Origin of the sequence: Sphingobium cloacae (assembly GCF_002355855.1) — a bacterium.
In the GTDB taxonomy this organism is placed as follows: domain Bacteria; phylum Pseudomonadota; class Alphaproteobacteria; order Sphingomonadales; family Sphingomonadaceae; genus Sphingobium; species Sphingobium cloacae.
Map to the genome: position 1 here is coordinate 3,100,187 of NZ_AP017655.1, position 17,845 is coordinate 3,118,031.

Annotated in this window: 15 protein-coding genes; 10 read left to right on the forward strand and 5 right to left on the reverse strand. The window is 67.9% G+C overall.

From position 1 onward, the window contains the following. Window positions 1-50 precede the first annotated feature (50 nt). The gene (gene clpB, locus SCLO_RS15160) at window positions 51-2,630 is read right to left on the reverse strand and encodes an ATP-dependent chaperone ClpB (RefSeq protein WP_066520257.1); all 2,580 of its coding nucleotides are present in this window, start codon (window positions 2,628-2,630) and stop codon (window positions 51-53) included. Window positions 2,631-2,744: 114 nt separating this feature from the next. After that, a complete protein-coding gene (locus SCLO_RS15165; protein ID WP_066520259.1) occupies window positions 2,745-4,370 on the reverse strand; it encodes a M20/M25/M40 family metallo-hydrolase in 1,626 nt (541 codons plus the stop codon). A 130-nt stretch (window positions 4,371-4,500) separates the two neighbouring features. Here SCLO_RS15165 and SCLO_RS15170 point away from each other — a divergent pair, with 130 nt between their 5' ends. The 7 genes from SCLO_RS15170 to SCLO_RS15200 all read left to right on the forward strand — a co-directional run bounded on the left by SCLO_RS15170 (window position 4,501) and on the right by SCLO_RS15200 (window position 12,813). Then, window positions 4,501-7,368, forward strand: coding sequence for a M16 family metallopeptidase (locus tag SCLO_RS15170; RefSeq protein ID WP_066520264.1), 2,868 nt, complete (start codon window positions 4,501-4,503; stop codon window positions 7,366-7,368). Window positions 7,369-7,393: 25 nt separating this feature from the next. Then, window positions 7,394-7,696, forward strand: coding sequence for a hypothetical protein (locus SCLO_RS15175; RefSeq protein WP_066520266.1), 303 nt, complete (start codon window positions 7,394-7,396; stop codon window positions 7,694-7,696). A 115-nt stretch (window positions 7,697-7,811) separates the two neighbouring features. Continuing rightward, a complete protein-coding gene (locus tag SCLO_RS15180) occupies window positions 7,812-8,261 on the forward strand; it encodes a MarR family transcriptional regulator (RefSeq protein ID WP_066520269.1) in 450 nt (149 codons plus the stop codon). Then, window positions 8,258-10,309 carry an FUSC family protein gene (locus SCLO_RS15185; protein ID WP_066520271.1) on the forward strand — a complete coding sequence of 684 codons (2,052 nt, stop codon included), beginning with the start codon at window positions 8,258-8,260 and terminating at the stop codon, window positions 10,307-10,309. The genes SCLO_RS15180 and SCLO_RS15185 overlap by 4 nt, the downstream gene beginning before the upstream one ends. Beyond that, a complete protein-coding gene (locus SCLO_RS15190) occupies window positions 10,306-10,521 on the forward strand; it encodes a DUF1656 domain-containing protein (protein ID WP_066520273.1) in 216 nt (71 codons plus the stop codon). The genes SCLO_RS15185 and SCLO_RS15190 overlap by 4 nt, the downstream gene beginning before the upstream one ends. Continuing rightward, a complete protein-coding gene (locus SCLO_RS15195) occupies window positions 10,518-11,420 on the forward strand; it encodes an efflux RND transporter periplasmic adaptor subunit (protein WP_066520274.1) in 903 nt (300 codons plus the stop codon). The genes SCLO_RS15190 and SCLO_RS15195 overlap by 4 nt, the downstream gene beginning before the upstream one ends. Further along, on the forward strand, window positions 11,413-12,813 hold the full coding sequence (locus SCLO_RS15200; RefSeq protein ID WP_066520277.1) for an efflux transporter outer membrane subunit: 1,401 nt from the start codon (window positions 11,413-11,415) through the stop codon (window positions 12,811-12,813). The genes SCLO_RS15195 and SCLO_RS15200 overlap by 8 nt, the downstream gene beginning before the upstream one ends. Window positions 12,814-12,817: 4 nt before the next feature. Here the strand turns inward: SCLO_RS15200 and SCLO_RS15205 are convergent, their stop codons facing one another. Next, window positions 12,818-13,801 (reverse strand): esterase-like activity of phytase family protein, encoded by a 984-nt coding sequence (locus SCLO_RS15205; protein WP_066520282.1) that lies wholly within the window; start codon window positions 13,799-13,801, stop codon window positions 12,818-12,820. A 184-nt stretch (window positions 13,802-13,985) separates the two neighbouring features. Here SCLO_RS15205 and SCLO_RS15210 point away from each other — a divergent pair, with 184 nt between their 5' ends. Beyond that, on the forward strand, window positions 13,986-14,393 hold the full coding sequence (locus SCLO_RS15210) for a glycine zipper 2TM domain-containing protein (protein ID WP_066520287.1): 408 nt from the start codon (window positions 13,986-13,988) through the stop codon (window positions 14,391-14,393). A gap of 137 nt (window positions 14,394-14,530) precedes the next feature. Here SCLO_RS15210 and SCLO_RS15215 read toward each other — a convergent pair whose 3' ends face one another. After that, window positions 14,531-15,262, reverse strand: a complete 732-nt coding sequence (locus tag SCLO_RS15215) for a ParA family protein (RefSeq protein WP_066520289.1) — start codon at window positions 15,260-15,262, stop codon at window positions 14,531-14,533. Between the two features lie 225 nt (window positions 15,263-15,487). Here SCLO_RS15215 and SCLO_RS15220 point away from each other — a divergent pair, with 225 nt between their 5' ends. After that, complete coding sequence (locus SCLO_RS15220) at window positions 15,488-16,807, forward strand: UDP-glucose dehydrogenase family protein (RefSeq protein WP_066520291.1); 1,320 nt, start codon at window positions 15,488-15,490, stop codon at window positions 16,805-16,807. Beyond that, window positions 16,807-16,932, forward strand: coding sequence for a hypothetical protein (locus SCLO_RS24215; protein ID WP_255210264.1), 126 nt, complete (start codon window positions 16,807-16,809; stop codon window positions 16,930-16,932). Before SCLO_RS15220 ends, SCLO_RS24215 begins: the two co-directional genes overlap by 1 nt. Window positions 16,933-16,959: 27 nt before the next feature. Here SCLO_RS24215 and trhO read toward each other — a convergent pair whose 3' ends face one another. Continuing rightward, a complete protein-coding gene (gene trhO / locus SCLO_RS15225; protein ID WP_066520293.1) occupies window positions 16,960-17,787 on the reverse strand; it encodes an oxygen-dependent tRNA uridine(34) hydroxylase TrhO in 828 nt (275 codons plus the stop codon). Between the last annotated feature and the right edge of the window lie 58 nt (window positions 17,788-17,845).

Sequence of the window (17,845 nt, forward strand, 5' to 3'; positions counted from 1 at the left end):
AGGGCGGCCCACAAGCCGCCCTTTTTTATGTCCAAATATTTGCGGTGAGGTCAAACCACCCCCAACACCAACCCCCCATCGCCTTCCTCGACCTTCACCGTCGACCCATCGGGCACTTCCCCGCGCAGGATCAAGTCCGCCAGCGGGTCCTGCAGATACCTCTGCACCGCTCGCTTCAACGGCCGCGCGCCATAAACGGGATCGTAACCGACCCGCCCCAGCCATGCCCGCGCGCCGTCCGTCAGGTCCAGCGTCACCTTGCGGTCCTTCAGCAGCTTCTGCACCCGCCCGACCTGGATATCGACGATCGGCCCCATATGCTCCGCGCCCAGCCGGTGGAACAGGATGATCTCGTCCAGGCGGTTGAGGAACTCGGGCCGGAAATGGCCGCGCACGATCTCCATCACCTGCGGCTCGACATCCTCGACGCTTTGGCCGTCCGCCATGTTCGACAGATACTGGCTGCCCAGATTGGACGTCAGCACGATGATCGTGTTGGTGAAGTCCACCGTCCGCCCCTGCCCGTCGGTCAGGCGGCCGTCGTCCAGCACCTGCAACAGCACGTTGAACACGTCGCTGTGCGCCTTTTCCACCTCGTCGAACAGCACGACCTGATAGGGTCGCCGCCGCACCGCCTCGGTCAGCACGCCGCCTTCCTCATAGCCGACATAGCCCGGAGGCGCGCCGATCAGCCGCGCGACGGAGTGCTTCTCCATGAACTCGCTCATGTCGATCCGCACCATCGCGCTGTCGTCGTCGAACAGGAATCCGGCAAGCGCCTTGGTCAGCTCCGTCTTGCCCACGCCCGTCGGCCCCAGGAACAGGAACGATCCCAGCGGCCGGTTCGGGTCCTGCAACCCGGCGCGGGACCGGCGCACGGCGGTCGCCACGGCCTTCACCGCATCGGCCTGCCCGATGACGCGCCTGCCCAGTTCCGCTTCCATGTTGAGCAGCTTCTCGCGCTCGCCCTCCATCATCCGGTCCACCGGAATGCCGGTCCACCGCGACACGACCGAAGCGATGTCCTCGCTCGTCACTTCCTCGCGCAGCATCGCGCCCTTGGAGGCAGACTGCGCCTCCTCCAGCTTGCGCTCCAGATCGGGGATGCGCCCATAGGCCAGTTCCCCCGCTTTCGCGAGGTCGCCGCCGCGCTGCGCCTGTTCCAGTTCCAGCCGCGCGGCGTCAAGCTGCTCCTTCAGGCGGCTTTCGCCCGCGATCTTGTCCTTCTCCGCCTGCCAGCGCTGCGTCAGTTCCGCCGACTGCTGCTCCAGATTGGCCAGCTCCTCCTCCAGCGCCGCCAGCCGGTCCGCCGAAGCCTTGTCCGTCTCTTTCTTCAACGCCTCCCGCTCGATCTTGAGCTGGATGATCCGCCGGTCGAGATTTTCGATCTCCTCGGGCTTCGACTCCACCTCCATCCGCAGTCGCGACGCCGCCTCGTCCATCAGGTCGATGGCCTTGTCGGGCAGGAAGCGGTCGGTGATGTAGCGGTTGGAGAGCGTCGCCGCGCTGACGATCGCCCCGTCCGTGATCCGCACGCCATGGTGCAGCTCATATTTTTCCTTCAGGCCGCGCAGGATGGATATGGTGTCCTCCACCGTCGGCTCGCCCACGAAGACAGGCTGGAACCGCCGCTGGAGCGCCGGGTCCTTCTCCACATATTTGCGATATTCGTCGAGCGTCGTCGCGCCGATGCAGTGCAGTTCGCCGCGCGCGAGGGCAGGCTTCAACAGATTGCCCGCGTCCATCGCCCCTTCCGACTTGCCCGCGCCGATCAGCGTGTGCATCTCGTCGATGAAGAGGATGATCTGGCCTTCGCCCGCCTTCACCTCGTCCAGCACGCCTTTCAGCCGTTCCTCGAACTCGCCGCGATATTTGGCGCCCGCGATCAGGCTGCCCATGTCGAGCGCCATCAGCGTCCGGTCCTTCAGCGTATCGGGCACGTCGCCATTGGCGATGCGCAGCGCAAGGCCCTCCGCGATGGCGGTCTTGCCGACCCCGGGGTCGCCGATCAGCACGGGGTTGTTCTTGGTCCGCCGCGCGAGGATCTGGATGGTGCGGCGAATCTCCTCGTCGCGCCCGATGACGGGGTCCAGCTTGCCGTCCTTCGCCGCCTGCGTCAGGTCGCGCGCGAATTTCTTGAGCGCGTCATAGCGATCCTCGGCGCTCGCCGTATCGGCGCTCCGCCCGCCGCGCAGGTCGTTGATCGCGGCATTCAGCGCCTCGGCCTTCACGCCCGCCGCCGCGAGCGCCTTGCCCGCCGCCGTGGTGGACGCGAGAGTCAGCGCCAGCAGCAGCCGCTCGACGGTGACGAAGCTGTCGCCCGCCTTCTGCGCGACCTGTTCCGCGCTGTCGAGCACGCGCACGGCGTCATTGTCCAGGCCCGGCGTCTGCTGTGCCCCGCTCCCCGACACGGCGGGCACCTTCGCCAGCGCCGCATCGGTTTCGCGCAGCGCGACGTTGGGATCGCCCCCCGCCGCCTTGATGAGGCCCGAAGCCATGCCCTGCTGGTCCTCCAGCAGCGCCTTCAACAGATGTTCCGGGCTGATCCGCTGATGGTTCATGCGGATCGCGACGGTTTGCGCCGACTGGAGAAAGCCCTTGGCGCGGTCGGTGAATTTTTCGAGGTTCATGACATCCCCTTCAAGATACTGCTGCCGATGTAGTGTTGCCCAAAAGCAACACAAGGGGCACTACGCAATTATCCTATCCGCCCCTCCGAAAAACGCATCACTTCGCCATCTCGTTCATGGTTTCGCCTTGGCCTGCCCCGGCGCGAAGGCGTCCCCGAAAAAGTCCCCCTCATACCAGCGCGGCGCCTCCGCCGCATCGGCGATCTCCCGCGCGATCGCATAATTGACCCGCGCGAACTTCGCCGCCGCCTCCCAGTGGAAGGGCAGGTCGATCTGGTCGGACGGCTTGTGATAGTCAGTCTTGAGGAAATGCTCGAACGCCGCTTTCCCCGGCCCGGCAAAGCCCGTCATCAGGAACACCGAAGGCACGCCCTCCTCGACGAAGCGATAATGGTCCGACCGGGTGAACAGTCCTTCGGCGGGCAGGGGATCGGGCGACAGCACGACACCCTCCGACTTCGCCGCCTTCTCCACGATCGGCCCCAGCGTCGAATGCTCCGCGCCGAACGCCACCACATCCTGAAAGTCATAAGTCAGAATCGGCATGTCCAGATTGACGACGCCCACCAGCTTGCCGCCCTCGGGCAGTACCGGATTCTTCGCCAGATATTGCGAACCCAGAAGGCCGTCCTCCTCCGCCGTCACCGCCGCGAACAGGATCGGGCGCTTGAGCCGCGTCCCGCTTTCCGCAAAGGCCTTCGCGACCGCCATCATGGTCGCGACGCCCGAAGCATTGTCCATCGCGCCGTTATGGATCTTGTCCTTGCCCGGCGTGTCCGGCTTCACCCCCACATGGTCGAGATGCGCCATCAGCAGCACATATTCCCCCGCCAGCGCCGGATCGGAACCGGGCAGCACCGCCAGCACATTGCTGCTGGGCGCGATCGCCACGCTGCTCGTCCGATCCAGGCGGATCATGGGCTTGAGCGCGAAACCCTTGGGCCGCCCGCCCTTCTTCCCCGCCTCCGCCCGGATCGCCGCCAGCGTCCGCCCGGACCCGGCCAGCAAAGCCTCCGCCGCCGCGCCATGGGCATAGGCCGACCCCCTGATCCCCGGCGTCCGCACATAAAGCTGCCCATCCGGCTGCATCCATCCCACGCTGGGATCGCCCGCCCGCTCCCGCAACCGCTCCCAAGGCATCCGCGCCAGCATCGCGGCGCTGGGGATGGTGACAAGACCGATGGCTCCCGCCTTCTGCGCGGCCTGCGCCTTTTCAGCGGCCAGATGCGCGCCGATCTCGCTCGGCATCCCGACCGGCGAGCCGGAGAGCGCCACCGCCCATTTGCCCCGAAGGTCGAGGCCCGCATAATCGTCGATCTTCTCCCGCGCCGACTGGAGCCCGTAACCGACGAATACCGCGCCCGCTTCCAGCCCCTGCTTCGGTTCCCGCCCGAAAGCGCCGATCACGACATCGCCCCCATTGTCGAACGCCCTGCCGCCGATGGTGAGGCGGGCGGGGCTGTCCTTCTCCAGCGTCGCCACCGCCAGCGTCACCGGCTGATACCAGCTACCCGGCACGATCTGCTCCAGCCCCAGCGCCGTGAAGCGCGCCGCCACATAGCGCGCCGCGATGTCATAGCCCCGCGTCCCGCCGTCGCGCCCTTCCAGCAGGTCGTCCGCCAAAAAGGTCACGTCCGCCCGGATCGCATCGGAGGAGAAAGCAGGCCGCTCCTGCGCCGGAGCGGGCAGGGCGATGGCGAGGGACAGGAGCGGAGCGAGAAGCGCGGCGCGAAGGGGCATGGAGGGAACCTCATCCGATGGTCGAAGGCGTGAACCTATTCGTCGCAGGCCGCCTGTCCAGCGCAAAGCGTATTGCGTCCCTATAACGCCCCGCTATGGTGCGGCGATCACGAACTTTCATGAGGCGCTCATGACCCTTCTTCCCCTTTCGCGTCGTGCAGCTTGGTTGCTTGGCCTGTCTCCGCTCGCCCTCACGCTGCCGGTGGCCGCCATGGCCGCGCCTTCGACCGCCGCGCAGGCCCCCGCGCCGCTCCCCAGCCTCGTCGCGAAGGTCGACATTCCCTATGAGCAATTCACGCTGAAGAACGGTCTGCGCGTCATCGTCCATACCGACCGCAAGGCGCCGGTGGTGGCGGTGTCGGTCTGGTATCATGTGGGATCGCGTTTCGAACCGGCGGGCAAGACAGGTTTCGCTCATCTGTTCGAACATCTGATGTTCTATGGCTCTGAAAATGCCGACGGTCCCTTCTTTGGGCGGCTGGAGGATATCGGCGCGACCGACTGGAACGGCACGACCTGGTTCGACCGCACCAATTATTTCGAAACGGTGCCGACCGGCGCGCTCGACCGGGCGCTGTTCCTCGAATCCGACCGTATGGGGCATCTGCTGGGCGCGGTGACGCAGGGGAAGCTCGATACCCAGCGCGGCGTCGTCCAGAATGAAAAGCGCATGGGCGAAAACGAACCCTATGGCCTCGTCGAATATGCCCAGTTGGCCGCGATGTTGCCGGAAGGGCATCCCTATCGTCACTCCACCATCGGTTCGATGGCGGACCTGAACGCGGCCAGCCTTGGCGATGTGCAGAACTGGTTCAAGACGCATTACGGCCCCAACAATGCCGTGCTGGTGCTGGCAGGCGACATCGACGCGGCGACGGCGAAGGCGAAGGCCGAAAAATGGTTCGGCAACATCCCCGCCGGTCCCGCGCCGCAGGATGTGGACGCGACGGTGCCGACGCTCGGCAAGGATGTCGAGAAGGTCATGCACGACAATGTCGCCGCCACGCGCCTTTATCGGAATTGGATCGTGCCGGGGGTGAACTCGCCGGACTTGCAGCAACTCGATCTGGCGATGTCGGTGTTCGGCGGCCTTGGATCGTCGCGGCTCGACAATATCCTCGTGAAAGAGGAGAAGGTCGCCGTCGGGGTTAAGGCCAGCATCCAGCCCTTCGAGAAGCTCTCCATCGCCGAGATCACGGTGGACGTGAAGCCGGGCGCGGACCCGGTGGCGGTGGGCAAGCGGCTGGACCAGCTTCTCGCGGACTATCTCGCCAAGGGGCCGACCGCCGACGAAGTGCTCCGCGCCGCGACGCAGCAGGTGTCGGGCACGATTTCCGGGCTGGAGAAAGTCGGCGGTTTTTCCGGGAAGGCGGTGACGCTGGCGGAAGGCGCGGTTTATTCGGGCGATCCCGGCAAATATAAGCAGGACCTTGCCGCCTATGCCGCCGCCACTCCCCAATCGGTGAGCGATGCGGCGCGCAAATGGCTCAGCCGCCCGGTATTCCGCCTGACGGTCGCGCCGGGCGAGCGGTCGGCGGAGGATAATGCGCTGGCAGGCAATGCCACGCACAAGCCCGCTTTCTTCCGCGATCCCAAGTCCCCGGCGCCCGTCGCCGCGCAGCCGCCCGCGCCGACGAAGATCGCGCAGCCGCCCATAGAGCCTGTCGCCGACCTCGTTTTCCCGAAGGTCGAACATGCCAAGCTGAAGAACGGCATCCCCATCGTCTTCGCCCGCCGGGCGACGGTGCCGGTGGTGCGCGTGTCCGTTTCCTTCGATGCGGGCAACGCCGCCGACGACAGGGCGAAGCTGGGCACGGCGGCGCTGACGACGGCGCTGCTCGACGAGGGCACGAAGACCCGCACCTCCATCCAGATCGCGGAGGAGCAGGAGCGGCTGGGCGCATCCATCGGCGCGAAGAACGGCATGGATACGACCACGGTCGGCCTCTATGCGCTCAAGCCCAATCTGGATGCGTCCCTGGGCCTGCTGTCCGACATCATCCGCAACCCCGCCTTCGATCCCAAGGAGGTGGAGCGTCTGCGCGGCCAGCTCCTGACCCGCATCGCGGCGGAAAAGACCGAACCCATGCCCATCGCGCAGCGCCTGCTGCCGCCGCTGCTCTACGGGCAGGCGCATCCCTATGGCATCCCCTTTACCGGCTCCGGCACGGAAAGCGGCGTGAAGGCGGTGGCGCGGCAGGATCTGACCGCCTTCCATGACACATGGCTGCGGCCCGACAATGCGACGATCTTCGTCACCGGGGACACGACGCTGGCGGAGATCATGCCGCTGCTGGAGAAGCGCTTCGGCGACTGGAAGGCTCCGGCGGCGCAGAAGGGGACGAAGCTCTTCCGCATGGACCGCATGGCTCGCCCGGCGCGGATCATCCTCGTCGACAAGCCGCAAAGCCCGCAATCCATGATCCTCGCGGGCCAACTCACCGGCAAGCAGGGGACCGACAATCCGGTCGACCTCATCACCGCCAATGAAGTGCTGGGCGGCAGCACCACGTCGCGCCTCATCATGGACCTGCGTGAGACGAAGGGCTGGGCCTATTATGCGGGCACGGCGCTTCCCGGCGTCAAGGAGACGATCCCGCTGCTGGTCTATGCCCCCGTGCAGACCGACAAGACCGGCGAATCGATCATCGCCGCGCGAAAGGACATCAACGACTTCCTGACCGGCAAGGGCACGACCGAAGCGGAACGCAACCAGACGATCAACAGCCAGATCCTGTCGCTCCCCGGCAGCTTCGAAACCTCTTCGGACCTGCTCGGCGCGATGATGCGCAACGACCTGCTGGGGCGGCCCGACAATTATTATGAGACGCTGCCCGGCACCTATCGCGCGATGACGGCGGCGGCGATGGACAAGGCGGCGAGGGAGGCGATCAGCGCCGACCGGCTGATCTGGGTCGTGGTGGGCGACGCGAAGCTGGTGCGGCCGCAGCTTGACGCGGTGGGCCTGCCGGTGGAGATGGGCACATTGGCCGATTGACGGTCAGGATAAGGAGACAAGGGACATGGCAGCAGTGGACGGCGCTTATGATTGCGTCGCGAAGACGCCGATGGGCGACCAGAGCGGCGTCTTCACCGTCATCAGCAGCGGGGACCGCTTCAACGGCACCTTCGCGGGGATGATGGGATCGCTCGACGTCAAGGACGGCACGGTCGACGGCAACAAGTTGACGTGGAAGATGGAGATGACGCTGCCCATGCCGATGACGCTGGAATGCGAGGCGGAAGTGAGCGGCGACGCCATCACCGGGACGATGCAGCTGGGCGCGTTCGGGGCGGCGGGCTTTTCGGGCACGCGGCGCGGCTGACCGGCTGACCGGCGGAGCGGAAGGCCCGGCGGCGGCCGGGCGGGTGCAAAACCATGAACGAGATGGCGAAGGGATGAGGGTTGACAGAGAAAGTTAGTTAGCTATCTAAGCATCCATGCCTTCGCTGGAACGTCAACACGCGCTGTCGCGCACATTCGCCCCCGTGGCGCGGGGGTGGCGGCAACTGGCGGACCGGACGCTGGCGGAGATCGGCCTGTCCAATTCCGCCGGATGGTGCCTGCTGCACCTCCAGCGGCTGGGCCCCAAGGCGCGGCAGATCGACCTGGCCGAGGCGCTGGAGATCTCGCAGCCCTCGCTGGTGCGCACGCTGCATCAACTGGAAGCGGCCCGGCTGGTGGAGCGGCTGCCCCATCCGGGCGACCGGCGATCCAACCGGCTGGCTCTGACCCCGGCCGGGCGGGAACTGGTCAGCGCCATCCAGGACCGGCTGGACGATCTGCGCAACGATTTGCTGGAAGGCATGTCCGACGCCGACATCGACGCCAGCGTGCGCCTGATGGAAGCGCTGGGACGGCGCATAGCGGAACGGCGCGCGGAACCATGAGCGAACGCTTCGGCTGGCCCGCCGCGCTGTTCGGCATCAAATGCTTCATGGCGGCCGCGCTGGCGCTCTATATCTCCTTCTCGATCGGGCTGGAGCGTCCCTATTGGGCGTTCATCACCTCCTTCATCATGGCGCAGCCGATGGCGGGCGCGGTCATATCCAAGGCAGTCTATCGCATCCTGGGCACGCTGGTGGGCGCGGCGGTCGCGATCATCATGGTGCCCCCGCTGGTGAACGCGCCCGAACTGCTGACGCTGGCGGTCGCGGGATGGCTGGGCTTCTGCGTGTTCGTGGCGCAACTGGACGGCACGCCGCGATCCTATATGTTCAGCCTGGCGGGTTATAGCGCCTGCCTGATCGCCTTCCCCAGTTTCGACGCGCCCGCCGGCATATTCGACCTCGCGTCGTCGCGGGTGCAGGAAATCACCATCGGCATCCTGGCGGGCAGCCTGGTCCACGCCGCGATCCTGCCCGGATCGGTCGCGACCATGGTGCTGAACCGGGTCGCGGCGATCCTGCGCGACGCGGAACGCTGGACCCGCGACGCCATCGCCGCCGAGCCGGTGGAAGGGCTGGCGGCCGAACGGCGCAGGCTGGCGCAGGACGTGACGGAACTGCACCAGCTTTCCACCCATCTGCCCTATGACCTGTCGCGCCGGGTGCCGCGCGTGCGGACGGTGCGGGCCTTGCAGGACCAGCTTTCGCTGTTGCTGCCGCTGGGCGCGGCGGTGGACGACAGGGTGAAGATGCTGAAGGCGGCGGGGGGCGGGGCCGTTCGCCCCGAAGCCGCCGCCCTGATCGCGGACGTGCAGCATTGGGTGGAGCATCCCGAGACGGATATGGGCGAAAGGGGGGCCAGCGCCGCCGCGCTGATCGACCGGTGCAAGGCGCTGGAGCCGCCCAACCGGCCGGACATGGATTGGGCGGACATGCTGCGCCTCAGCCTGTATGCGCGGCTCGCCGACCTGATAGCCGCGCATCGCGACTGCCGCGACCTTTACGACCAGATGACGAGCTATGGCCGCGCGCCGGTGAATGCGCGCGTCGCCCAATTGCTGGAAGGCTGGCGCTTCCGGGAAGTGCACCGCGATTATGAGGGCGCGTTCCGGGGCGCGTTCAACGCCTTCGTCACGCTGGTGGCGGCCTGCGCGCTGTGGATCGGCAGCGGATGGCGGGACGGGGCGGGCGCGGCGATGCTGGCGGGCGTCTTCCTGGCCGTCTATGCGGCGCAGGACAATCCGCAGGCGCCGCTCAAGGGATGGATGACCGGGACGATTCTAGCCTCGTCGCTGGGCGCGCTCTATGGCTATGCGATCATGCCGCGGCTGGACGGCTTCGTGATGCTGATGGCGGCTTTCGCGCCGCCGCTCATCCTGCTCGGATCGGCGATGGCGTCTCCCGCGCTGGCGGCCTATGCCATGCCCATGCTGCTGGGGCTGGGCAGTCCGGCGCTGCTGGCGTCGAGCTATATCGGCGATTTCCCGACCTTCCTGAACGGCAACCTCGCCCAGTTGACCGGCATATGGTTCGCGGCGGTGATGGCGGGCATCCTGCAACCCGCCGGATCGCGGAACATGGTCCGCCGCACCATCCGGGCCGGGTGGCGCGACATCGCCCAACGCGCCAACCTGATGGAGCGGCCCAATTTGCGCCGCTGGATCAACCGGATGCTGGACCGGGTGGCGTTGCTCGCGCCCCGGCTGGCGGCGATGGAGCAGGACGCGGGCAAGCCGATCTATGACGCGCTGCGCGACCTGCGCACCGGCATCGGCATCGGCGAGCTGCGCGAATTGCGGATGGACCTGCCGCCGGGCGAGCGCGCGCCGCTGACCCGCGTCCTGGAGGGCGTGGGCGACTATTATCGCGGGCTGGACCCGGACGCGCCCGCCCCGGCGCAGCCCGCCCTGCTGCACGACATCGACGGCGCGATCACCGAACTGTCCGCCCATCCCGATCCGCGGATCAGGCGCGACGCCATGCTGGGGCTGGTCGCGCTGCGGCGGAACCTGTTCGCGGACGACATCTGGTACCGGAGGGCCGCCGCATGACCGGAGAAGTCGCCCTGGGCGGCGTCTATGTGCCGACGCTGCTGTTGCTGGCGGTGTTCGCGCTGATCCTGAACTGGGGCGTGACGCGCCTCATCCACGGCTTCGGTCTCTATCGCTTCATCGCCTATCGGGCGCTGGTCGACCTCAGCATCTTCATCCTGCTGCTGGGGCTGCTTTCCGTCCTCTTCCCCCTGTTTGGAATACGCTTGTGAACCGTTATCTCGCTCCCCTCCTGCGAAGCCTGGCCACCATCGTCATCGTGGCCGCGGCCATCCTGATCGCGATCTGGATGTGGAACCATTATGAGCGCAGCCCCTGGACGCGCGACGGGCGGGTGCGGGCCGACGTGGTGCGGGTGACGCCCGACATAGGCGGGCTGGTGACGTCGGTCGCGGTGCGGGACAACCAGCAGGTGAAGGAGGGGGACCTGCTGTTCGTGATCGACCGGCCGCGTTACGCACTGGCGCTGACGCAGGCGGAGGCGCGGGTCGAAAGCGCGCAGGCGACGCTGGGCCAGGCGCGGCGGGAGGCGCGGCGCGACCTGGCGCTGGGCGACCTGGTCGCGGCCGAGGCGCATGAACAGAATGTGGCGCGCCTGGCGATTGCGCAGGCGGCGCTGGCCGAAGCGATCACCGCGCGGGACGGGGCGGCGCTGGACCTCAGGCGGACGCGGGTGGTGGCGTCGGTCAACGGCACGGTCACCAACCTCGACCTGCATCAGGGCGACTATGTGGCGGCGGGCAAGCAGGCGATGGCGCTGGTGGACCGCGACAGCCTGCGCGTCGAGGGCTATTTCGAGGAGACGAAGCTGCCGCTCATCTGCCTGGGCGCGCCGGTGACGGTGCGGATGATGGGAGAGGAGCAGGACCTGCACGGCCGGGTCGAAAGCATCGCCTTCGGCATCAACGACCAGACGCGATCGGATTCGGGCAATCTGCTGCCCAATGTGCAGCCGACCTTCTCCTGGGTGCGGCTGGCCCAGCGGATCCCGGTGCGGGTGAAGCTGACCAGGGTGCCCGCCGACATCAGCCTCATCACCGGGCGGACCGCGACGGTGACGGTGGAGCCCAGGGCGAAGGACGCCAAGTCGGGGTCGTGCCGCCATGCATAAGGGGATTTTCGCGCCGCTCGCCGCGCTGGGGCTGGCGGCCTGCGCGACGGCGGGGCCGGATTATCATGCGCCGGAGACATCGGCCGCGACGGCGCCGGGCGCGCAAGGGGCTTTTCATGGGGCGCAGGGCGGCATGGCGAGCGACGCGCCGCTGCCGGACCATTGGTGGCGGCTTTATGACGACCCGAAACTGGATGCGCTGGTGGGGGAAGCCCTGGCCGCCAATGCCGACCTGCGCGCGGCCGACGCCAATCTGACGCGCGCGCAGGCGGTACTGCGCGAGGCGGAGGCCGGGCGCGCGATCGGCACCACGGCGGAAGGCGGGGCGAGCCTGTCGCGGCCTTCGGGCACGGGCGGGAGCCTGCCGGGCGTGGTGGGCTATGACCTGGGGCTGAGCGCTTCCTATACGCTGGACCTCAGCGGCAAGGTGCGCCGCGCCATCGAGGCCAGCGCCGCCGACGTGGAAGCCGCCGCCGCCGCGCGCGATGCGGTGCGGGTGAGCGTGGCGGCGGCGGTGACGCGGGCCTATGCGCAGGTCTGCGCGGCCCGTTATTCGCTGGCGGTCAACCGGCGCGTGGTCGCCTTGCAGCGCGATACGGCGGATGCGACGCGGCGGCTGTTCCGGGGCGGGCGGGGGACGGCCTTCGACGTCAGCCGGGCGCAGGCGGCGGCGGAAAGCAGCGCGGCGGCGCTTCCGGGGTTCGAGGCGCAGCGGCGCAATGCGCTCTATCTGCTGGCGGCGCTGCTGGGGCGGCCGCCCGCCGACTATCCCGTGGAAGTGGAAGGGTGCGCGGCGCTGCCGGTGCTGAAGCAGCCCCTGCCGGCGGGCGATGGGGCGGCGCTGATCCGGCGGCGGCCCGACATCCGGCAAGCGGAACGCGCCATCGCCGGGGATACCGCCCGGCTGGGCGTGGCGACGGCGGACCTCTATCCGCATGTCTCGATCGGCGGGTCGCTGGGGCTGGCGGGGCCGCTCAAGGATTTCGGGGGCGGCACGTCGCTGGGCATGAGCCTGGGGCCGCTCTTGTCGTGGAGCTTCCCCAACCGGCCGGTGGTGCGCGCGCGGATCGACCAGGCCGACGCGCAGGTGAAGGCCGACCTCGCCCGTTTCGACGGCACCGTGCTGGAGGCGCTGCGGCAGGTGGAGACGGCGCTGGAGACATGGCGCCGGGACGCCGAGCGCGCGGCGGCGCTGGACGCGGCGCGGGACAGCGCGGCGGTGTCGGCGGGGCAGGCGCAGCGGTTGTTCCGCTTCGGGCGCGGGGATTTCCTGTCGCTGCTGGATGCGCAGCGCAGCCTTGCCGCCGCGGAGGCCGCCGCGGCGGCGGCGCGCTCGCAACTGCTGCTGGACCAGATCGCGGTCTTCCTCGCGCTGGGCGGCGGATGGGAGTGACGGTTCAGCGCAGCTTGAATTTGAGCAGCAGGGTGCGCTGGAAAAATTCGTGATTGTCGTCGGACACGACCCAGATCATCGTTTCCCCGCCTTCCTTCGTGACGGCCAGCCCCTCGAAATTGTCGGCCAGCAGCGGCGGCGCGAGCCGCGCCAGCGGTTCGGCGCGCAGCCGCGCGTCCGGCTCCAGCTTTTCGGGCAGTTCGACGATCGCGACGACGCCGGTGAACAGTTCCTGCAAGGTCAGCCGCCGGTTCAGCACCAGCAGGTGGCGTTCGTCCAGCGCCACCGCGTCGGTGGGACGATAGCCCTGCGGCGGCGCGTAGCGCAGGTGGATGGGCGAGGGCGTGTCCGGGTCGGCGGGATCGCCGGAAAAGAGCAGGGCGTCGTGATGGCCGTCCTTCGTCATCCCCATTTCCGCGATGGCGATGAAGCGCCCGTCGGGCAGCCGGGCGAGGGATTCGATGGAGCCGGTTTCCGGCCACGCCTCGATTTCCGGCCAGACCCGGCACGCCTCCACCCGCGCGAAGCCCGGCGAGTAGCGGCAGATCATCTGCTGTAATTCGAAGCCGACCCAGTAGCGGTCCGTCGCGGGATCGTGGGTCATGGATTCCGAATCCCATGCCCACCACGGCCTGCCCTTGTCCTGCGGGCGGACCGGCAGGGGCGCGATGAAGGACCGGCGGCGCGGCTCGCCGCCGCCGACATGGAAGCCCATCAGCACCCCGGAGTCGCTGAGCGCCAGCACCTGGCCGGACGGCTCCACCAGCAGGGAGGATATGCCGCCGAAATTGGGGTTCCGGCTCGTCAGTTCCCATCCCGCGACATATTCCAGCCTGCCCACGCGCCGCAGGGCGGGATCGCCGGCGCTGAGCGGCAACGCCCGCGCCGCCACCGGCAGGACGCCCGGCTGCATCAGCCTGGGCTTGTTCTTGTGGGCCGCCGGCAGCAGCAGGACGGCCAGGGCCAGGACGATCAGGATTCGACGCATCGTGCCTGCCATAGGACAATATCGGGCGGCTTGCAGCATCCGCGTGACGGATCGTTCCTGGATGAACGGCGCCTGTCACGCCCATTCAGGCTCGGCTCAATGCGACTCGGTTAGAAGGAGATCAATCAAGGCGAATCCGTCCTTCGGAAACGGCCTTGAAAATGGCTTTTGGAGGAGCAACGCCATGAAGATGAAGTTTCTTGTGAATATGGGAGCTGCGCTGGCCATGGGCGTCGCCTCTTTCGCGGTGACCGCGACCCCCGCCATGGCGCGCCACGGTTGGGGCCACCAATATGATCGCGGCGATTATTACCGCGGCGATCGCGGCTACCGCGGCTATCGCGGGGATTACCGCGGCTACCGGGGCGACCGCTATTATCGCAACGATTATTATCGCGGTTACCGGGGCGGTTATCGCTGCCGTGACAAGGGCACCGGCGGTACGATCATCGGCGCGATCGCGGGCGGCCTGCTCGGCAACGAAGTGGGCAAGGGCAGCGGCCGCTACGGCCGGGGCGACGGCACCACGGGCGCCATCATCGGCGCGGGCGTCGGCGCTCTCGCGGGCCGCGCCATCGACCGCGATTGCTAAAACGGAAAGCCTGATAGGGTTTGAGGAAGGCAGGGCCGCTCCGCAGGGGGCGGCCCTTTCCGTTCGGGGCGCGCGCATTCCCAATCCCGGTCTGCCGCGATGGGGCGGCCGCGCGAATCCCCTGAACGGGATAGCGTCTAGGGCGTTTGGAGTTGCCGCTCGACCATGGTCCAGAGCGCCGCAAATTCCTTCGCGGCCGGCGAGGAGGGCGCGAACGCCCCCAGCGGCTTGCGCCGCACCGCCATCTGCTCGATCATGCTGGCCATGGGGATGGCCGGCCAGTCCGCCTGTTCCTCCAGCGCCTTGCGGTGCAGGCTGCGGCGGCGGTCGACCATGGAATAGACCGGCAGGATCGGCGCATGCGACCCGCCCCGCTGGACGAGGTAGCGCGCGACTTCGCCCATGGCCCGCTGCGACAGGGGAGAAGGAATGACCGGGATGACGATCAGGTCGGCGGCGCGCAGCACCTGCTCGCTGGTTTCGGTCAGGCCCGGCGGGCAATCCAGGACGATGCGGTCATAATCCTTCGCCAGGCTCTCGATCAGCTTCGCCAGCCGCTTCTTCTTGTCCATTTCCCGGAACAGGTGATCCAGCCCGCGCAGCGAGGTGTCGGCCGCGATCAGGTCCAGCCCCGGCACCGTGGAAGGCTGGATCAGCTTGCGGACCTGAACGTCCTTGCTGAAGATCGCCTGCGCGGCGTCGCGGTTCTGCGTATCGGTGGAGAGCACCCAGCTCGACGCGGCCTGCGGATCGAGATCCCACAGCAGGGTGCGGCGTTTGGAAATGCAGGCGGACGCCCAGGCCAGATTGATCGCGAAGGTGGTTTTTCCTACCCCGCCCTTGAGGCTGTAGACCGCGATCGTCGCCAATGCCGGTTCCTTTGCTGTGGGAAGGAGAAGAGTAGATCGTCCTTCGCCGCCAAGGCAAGCGCTCAATCACGTCCTTGTTACGTCATCGTGACAGGCCGGGAGAAGGGCGCGGGCGACGCGGCAATTTGCCGCTGGAAGCGGCGCGCGCGATGGGATAGCGCGGGATCGGAGCATGAGGGAAGGGAGGCCCCTTCCCCGTGCGGCGCATGAGGAGGGTGTTCGTCCATGAAGATCACGATGATCGGCACGGGATATGTCGGGCTGGTGTCGGGAGCCTGTTTCGCGGATTTCGGTCACGACGTGGTCTGCGTGGACAAGGATGCGGGCAAGATCGCGGCCATAGAGGCGGGACGGATGCCGATCTATGAGCCGGGGCTGGACCAGCTGGTCGCGAGCAACGCGGCGGCGGGCCGCCTGACCTTCACCACCGATCTGGCGGCGGGCGTCCAGGGCGCGGACGCGATCTTCATCGCCGTGGGCACGCCCTCGCGCCGGGGAGACGGCCATGCGGACCTGCGCTATGTCCATGCCGCCGCGCGGGAGATCGCCGGGGCGCTGGACGGTCCGGCGGTGATCGTGACCAAATCCACCGTGCCGGTGGGGACGGGCGACGACGTGGAGCGGATCGCGCGGGAAGCCCGCCCCGACCTCGACATCGCGGTGGTCTCCAATCCCGAATTCCTGCGCGAAGGGGCGGCGATCGGCGATTTCAAGCGGCCCGACCGCATCGTCGTGGGCACGACGGGCGACGAGCGCGCGATCCAGGTGATGCGGCAGATCTACCGCCCGCTTTACCTCAACCAGGCGCCGCTGCTGTTCACCGGGCGGCGCACGGCGGAACTCATCAAATATGCCGCCAACGCCTTTCTGGCGACCAAGATCACCTTCATCAACGAGATGGCGGACCTGTGCGAAGCGGTCGGCGCGCAGGTGCAGGACGTGGCGCGGGGCATCGGCCTCGACAATCGCATCGGGTCCAAATTCCTTCATGCCGGGCCGGGCTATGGCGGCTCCTGCTTCCCCAAGGACACGCTGGCGCTGGTCAAGACCGGGCAGGATCATGAAGCGCCGATCCGCATCGTCGAAACGGTCGTGCAGGTGAACGACCTGCGCAAGCGGGCCATGGGCCGCAAGATCGTGAAGGCGATGGGCGGGGAAGCGCGGGGCAAGACGGTCGCGCTGCTGGGCCTGACCTTCAAGCCCAATACCGACGACATGCGCGACGCGCCCAGCATCGCCATCGTCCAGGCGCTGGAGGATGCGGGCGCGAAGGTCGTCGCCTATGATCCGGAGGGGATGGAGGCGGCCGCCGCGCTGATGCCCGGCATCGCCATGGCGAACGATCCCTACAGCGCGGCGCGGGGCGCCGATGCGCTGGTGCTGGTGACGGAATGGGATGCGTTCCGCGCGCTGGACCTCAAGCGGCTGGCGGCGTCGATGAACGCGCCGGTGCTGGTCGACCTGCGCAACATCTATCCGGCGGCGGACGCCAGGGCGGCGGGCTTTTCCCTGACGCGGATCGGCGACAGGGCCATCGCCTCCTGATGTGGCCGTGGGAGGAGGGGGCGGCATGGGCCCATGCCTTCCCCCGGCCGCATCACTGGCTGTTGGCGGCGCTGCTGATCTTCGGCGCCACGCAGGTCATGCCCATCGTGGCGGGACTGCTTTAGGATGTGTGGGGATTGGGCCCACACGCTCTAGAGGCCCGGCCGCTCCGCCGACGCTTCGCAGGCATGGTCCCCGTCGCGGGGATAGGGCGCTCCGCAGGCGCGGCAGGCGATGTGGCTGCCCGGTTCCAGGCCATGGCCCACCGCCACGCGTTCGTCGAAGACATAGCAGTCGCCCTGCCAGCGGCTTTCGCTTTCGGGCATCTCCTCCAGATAGCGCAATATGCCGCCGCGCAGGTGATAGACCCGATCGAAACCGCGCGCCTTCGCCAGCGCGGTCGATTTTTCGCAGCGTATGCCGCCGGTGCAGAACATCGCGATCCTGGGCTGGCGGCCTTCCTCGCGCAGCTTTTGCGTGAAATCGTCGAACCAGGCGGGGAAGTCGCGGAAGGAGCGGGTGCGCGGGTCGATGGCGCGATCGAAGGTGCCGCAGGCGACCTCATAGGCGTTGCGCGTGTCGATGACGATGGTGTCGGGGTCGGCGATCAGGGCGTTCCATGCGGCGGGGTCGAGATGATCGCCCGCCCGGTTCGCGGGGTCGAGATCGCCCGCGCCCAGCGTCACGATCTCCGCCTTCACCTTCACCTTCATGCGGGCGAAGGGCGCTTCCCGCGCCGTCGCATATTTGACGTCGAGGTCGGCGCAGCCGGGCAGCGCGCGCAGGTGCGCGACAAGGGCGGCGATGGCCTGCGCGCTGCCCGCGACGGTGCCGTTGATCCCTTCGCGGGCGAGGATCAGGGTGCCGCAGGTGCCGAGCTTCGCGACAAGGGCGCGCAGTTCCTCCGCGAACCCTTGCGGATCGGGGAAAGGCGCGAAGCGGTAGAGCGCGGCGACGGTGTAGGGCGCGGTTTCGTCCATGGCGCGCCTATAGGGCTTTCATCGCCCTCTTGAAAGCGGGCGCGGCAGGGCGCATAGG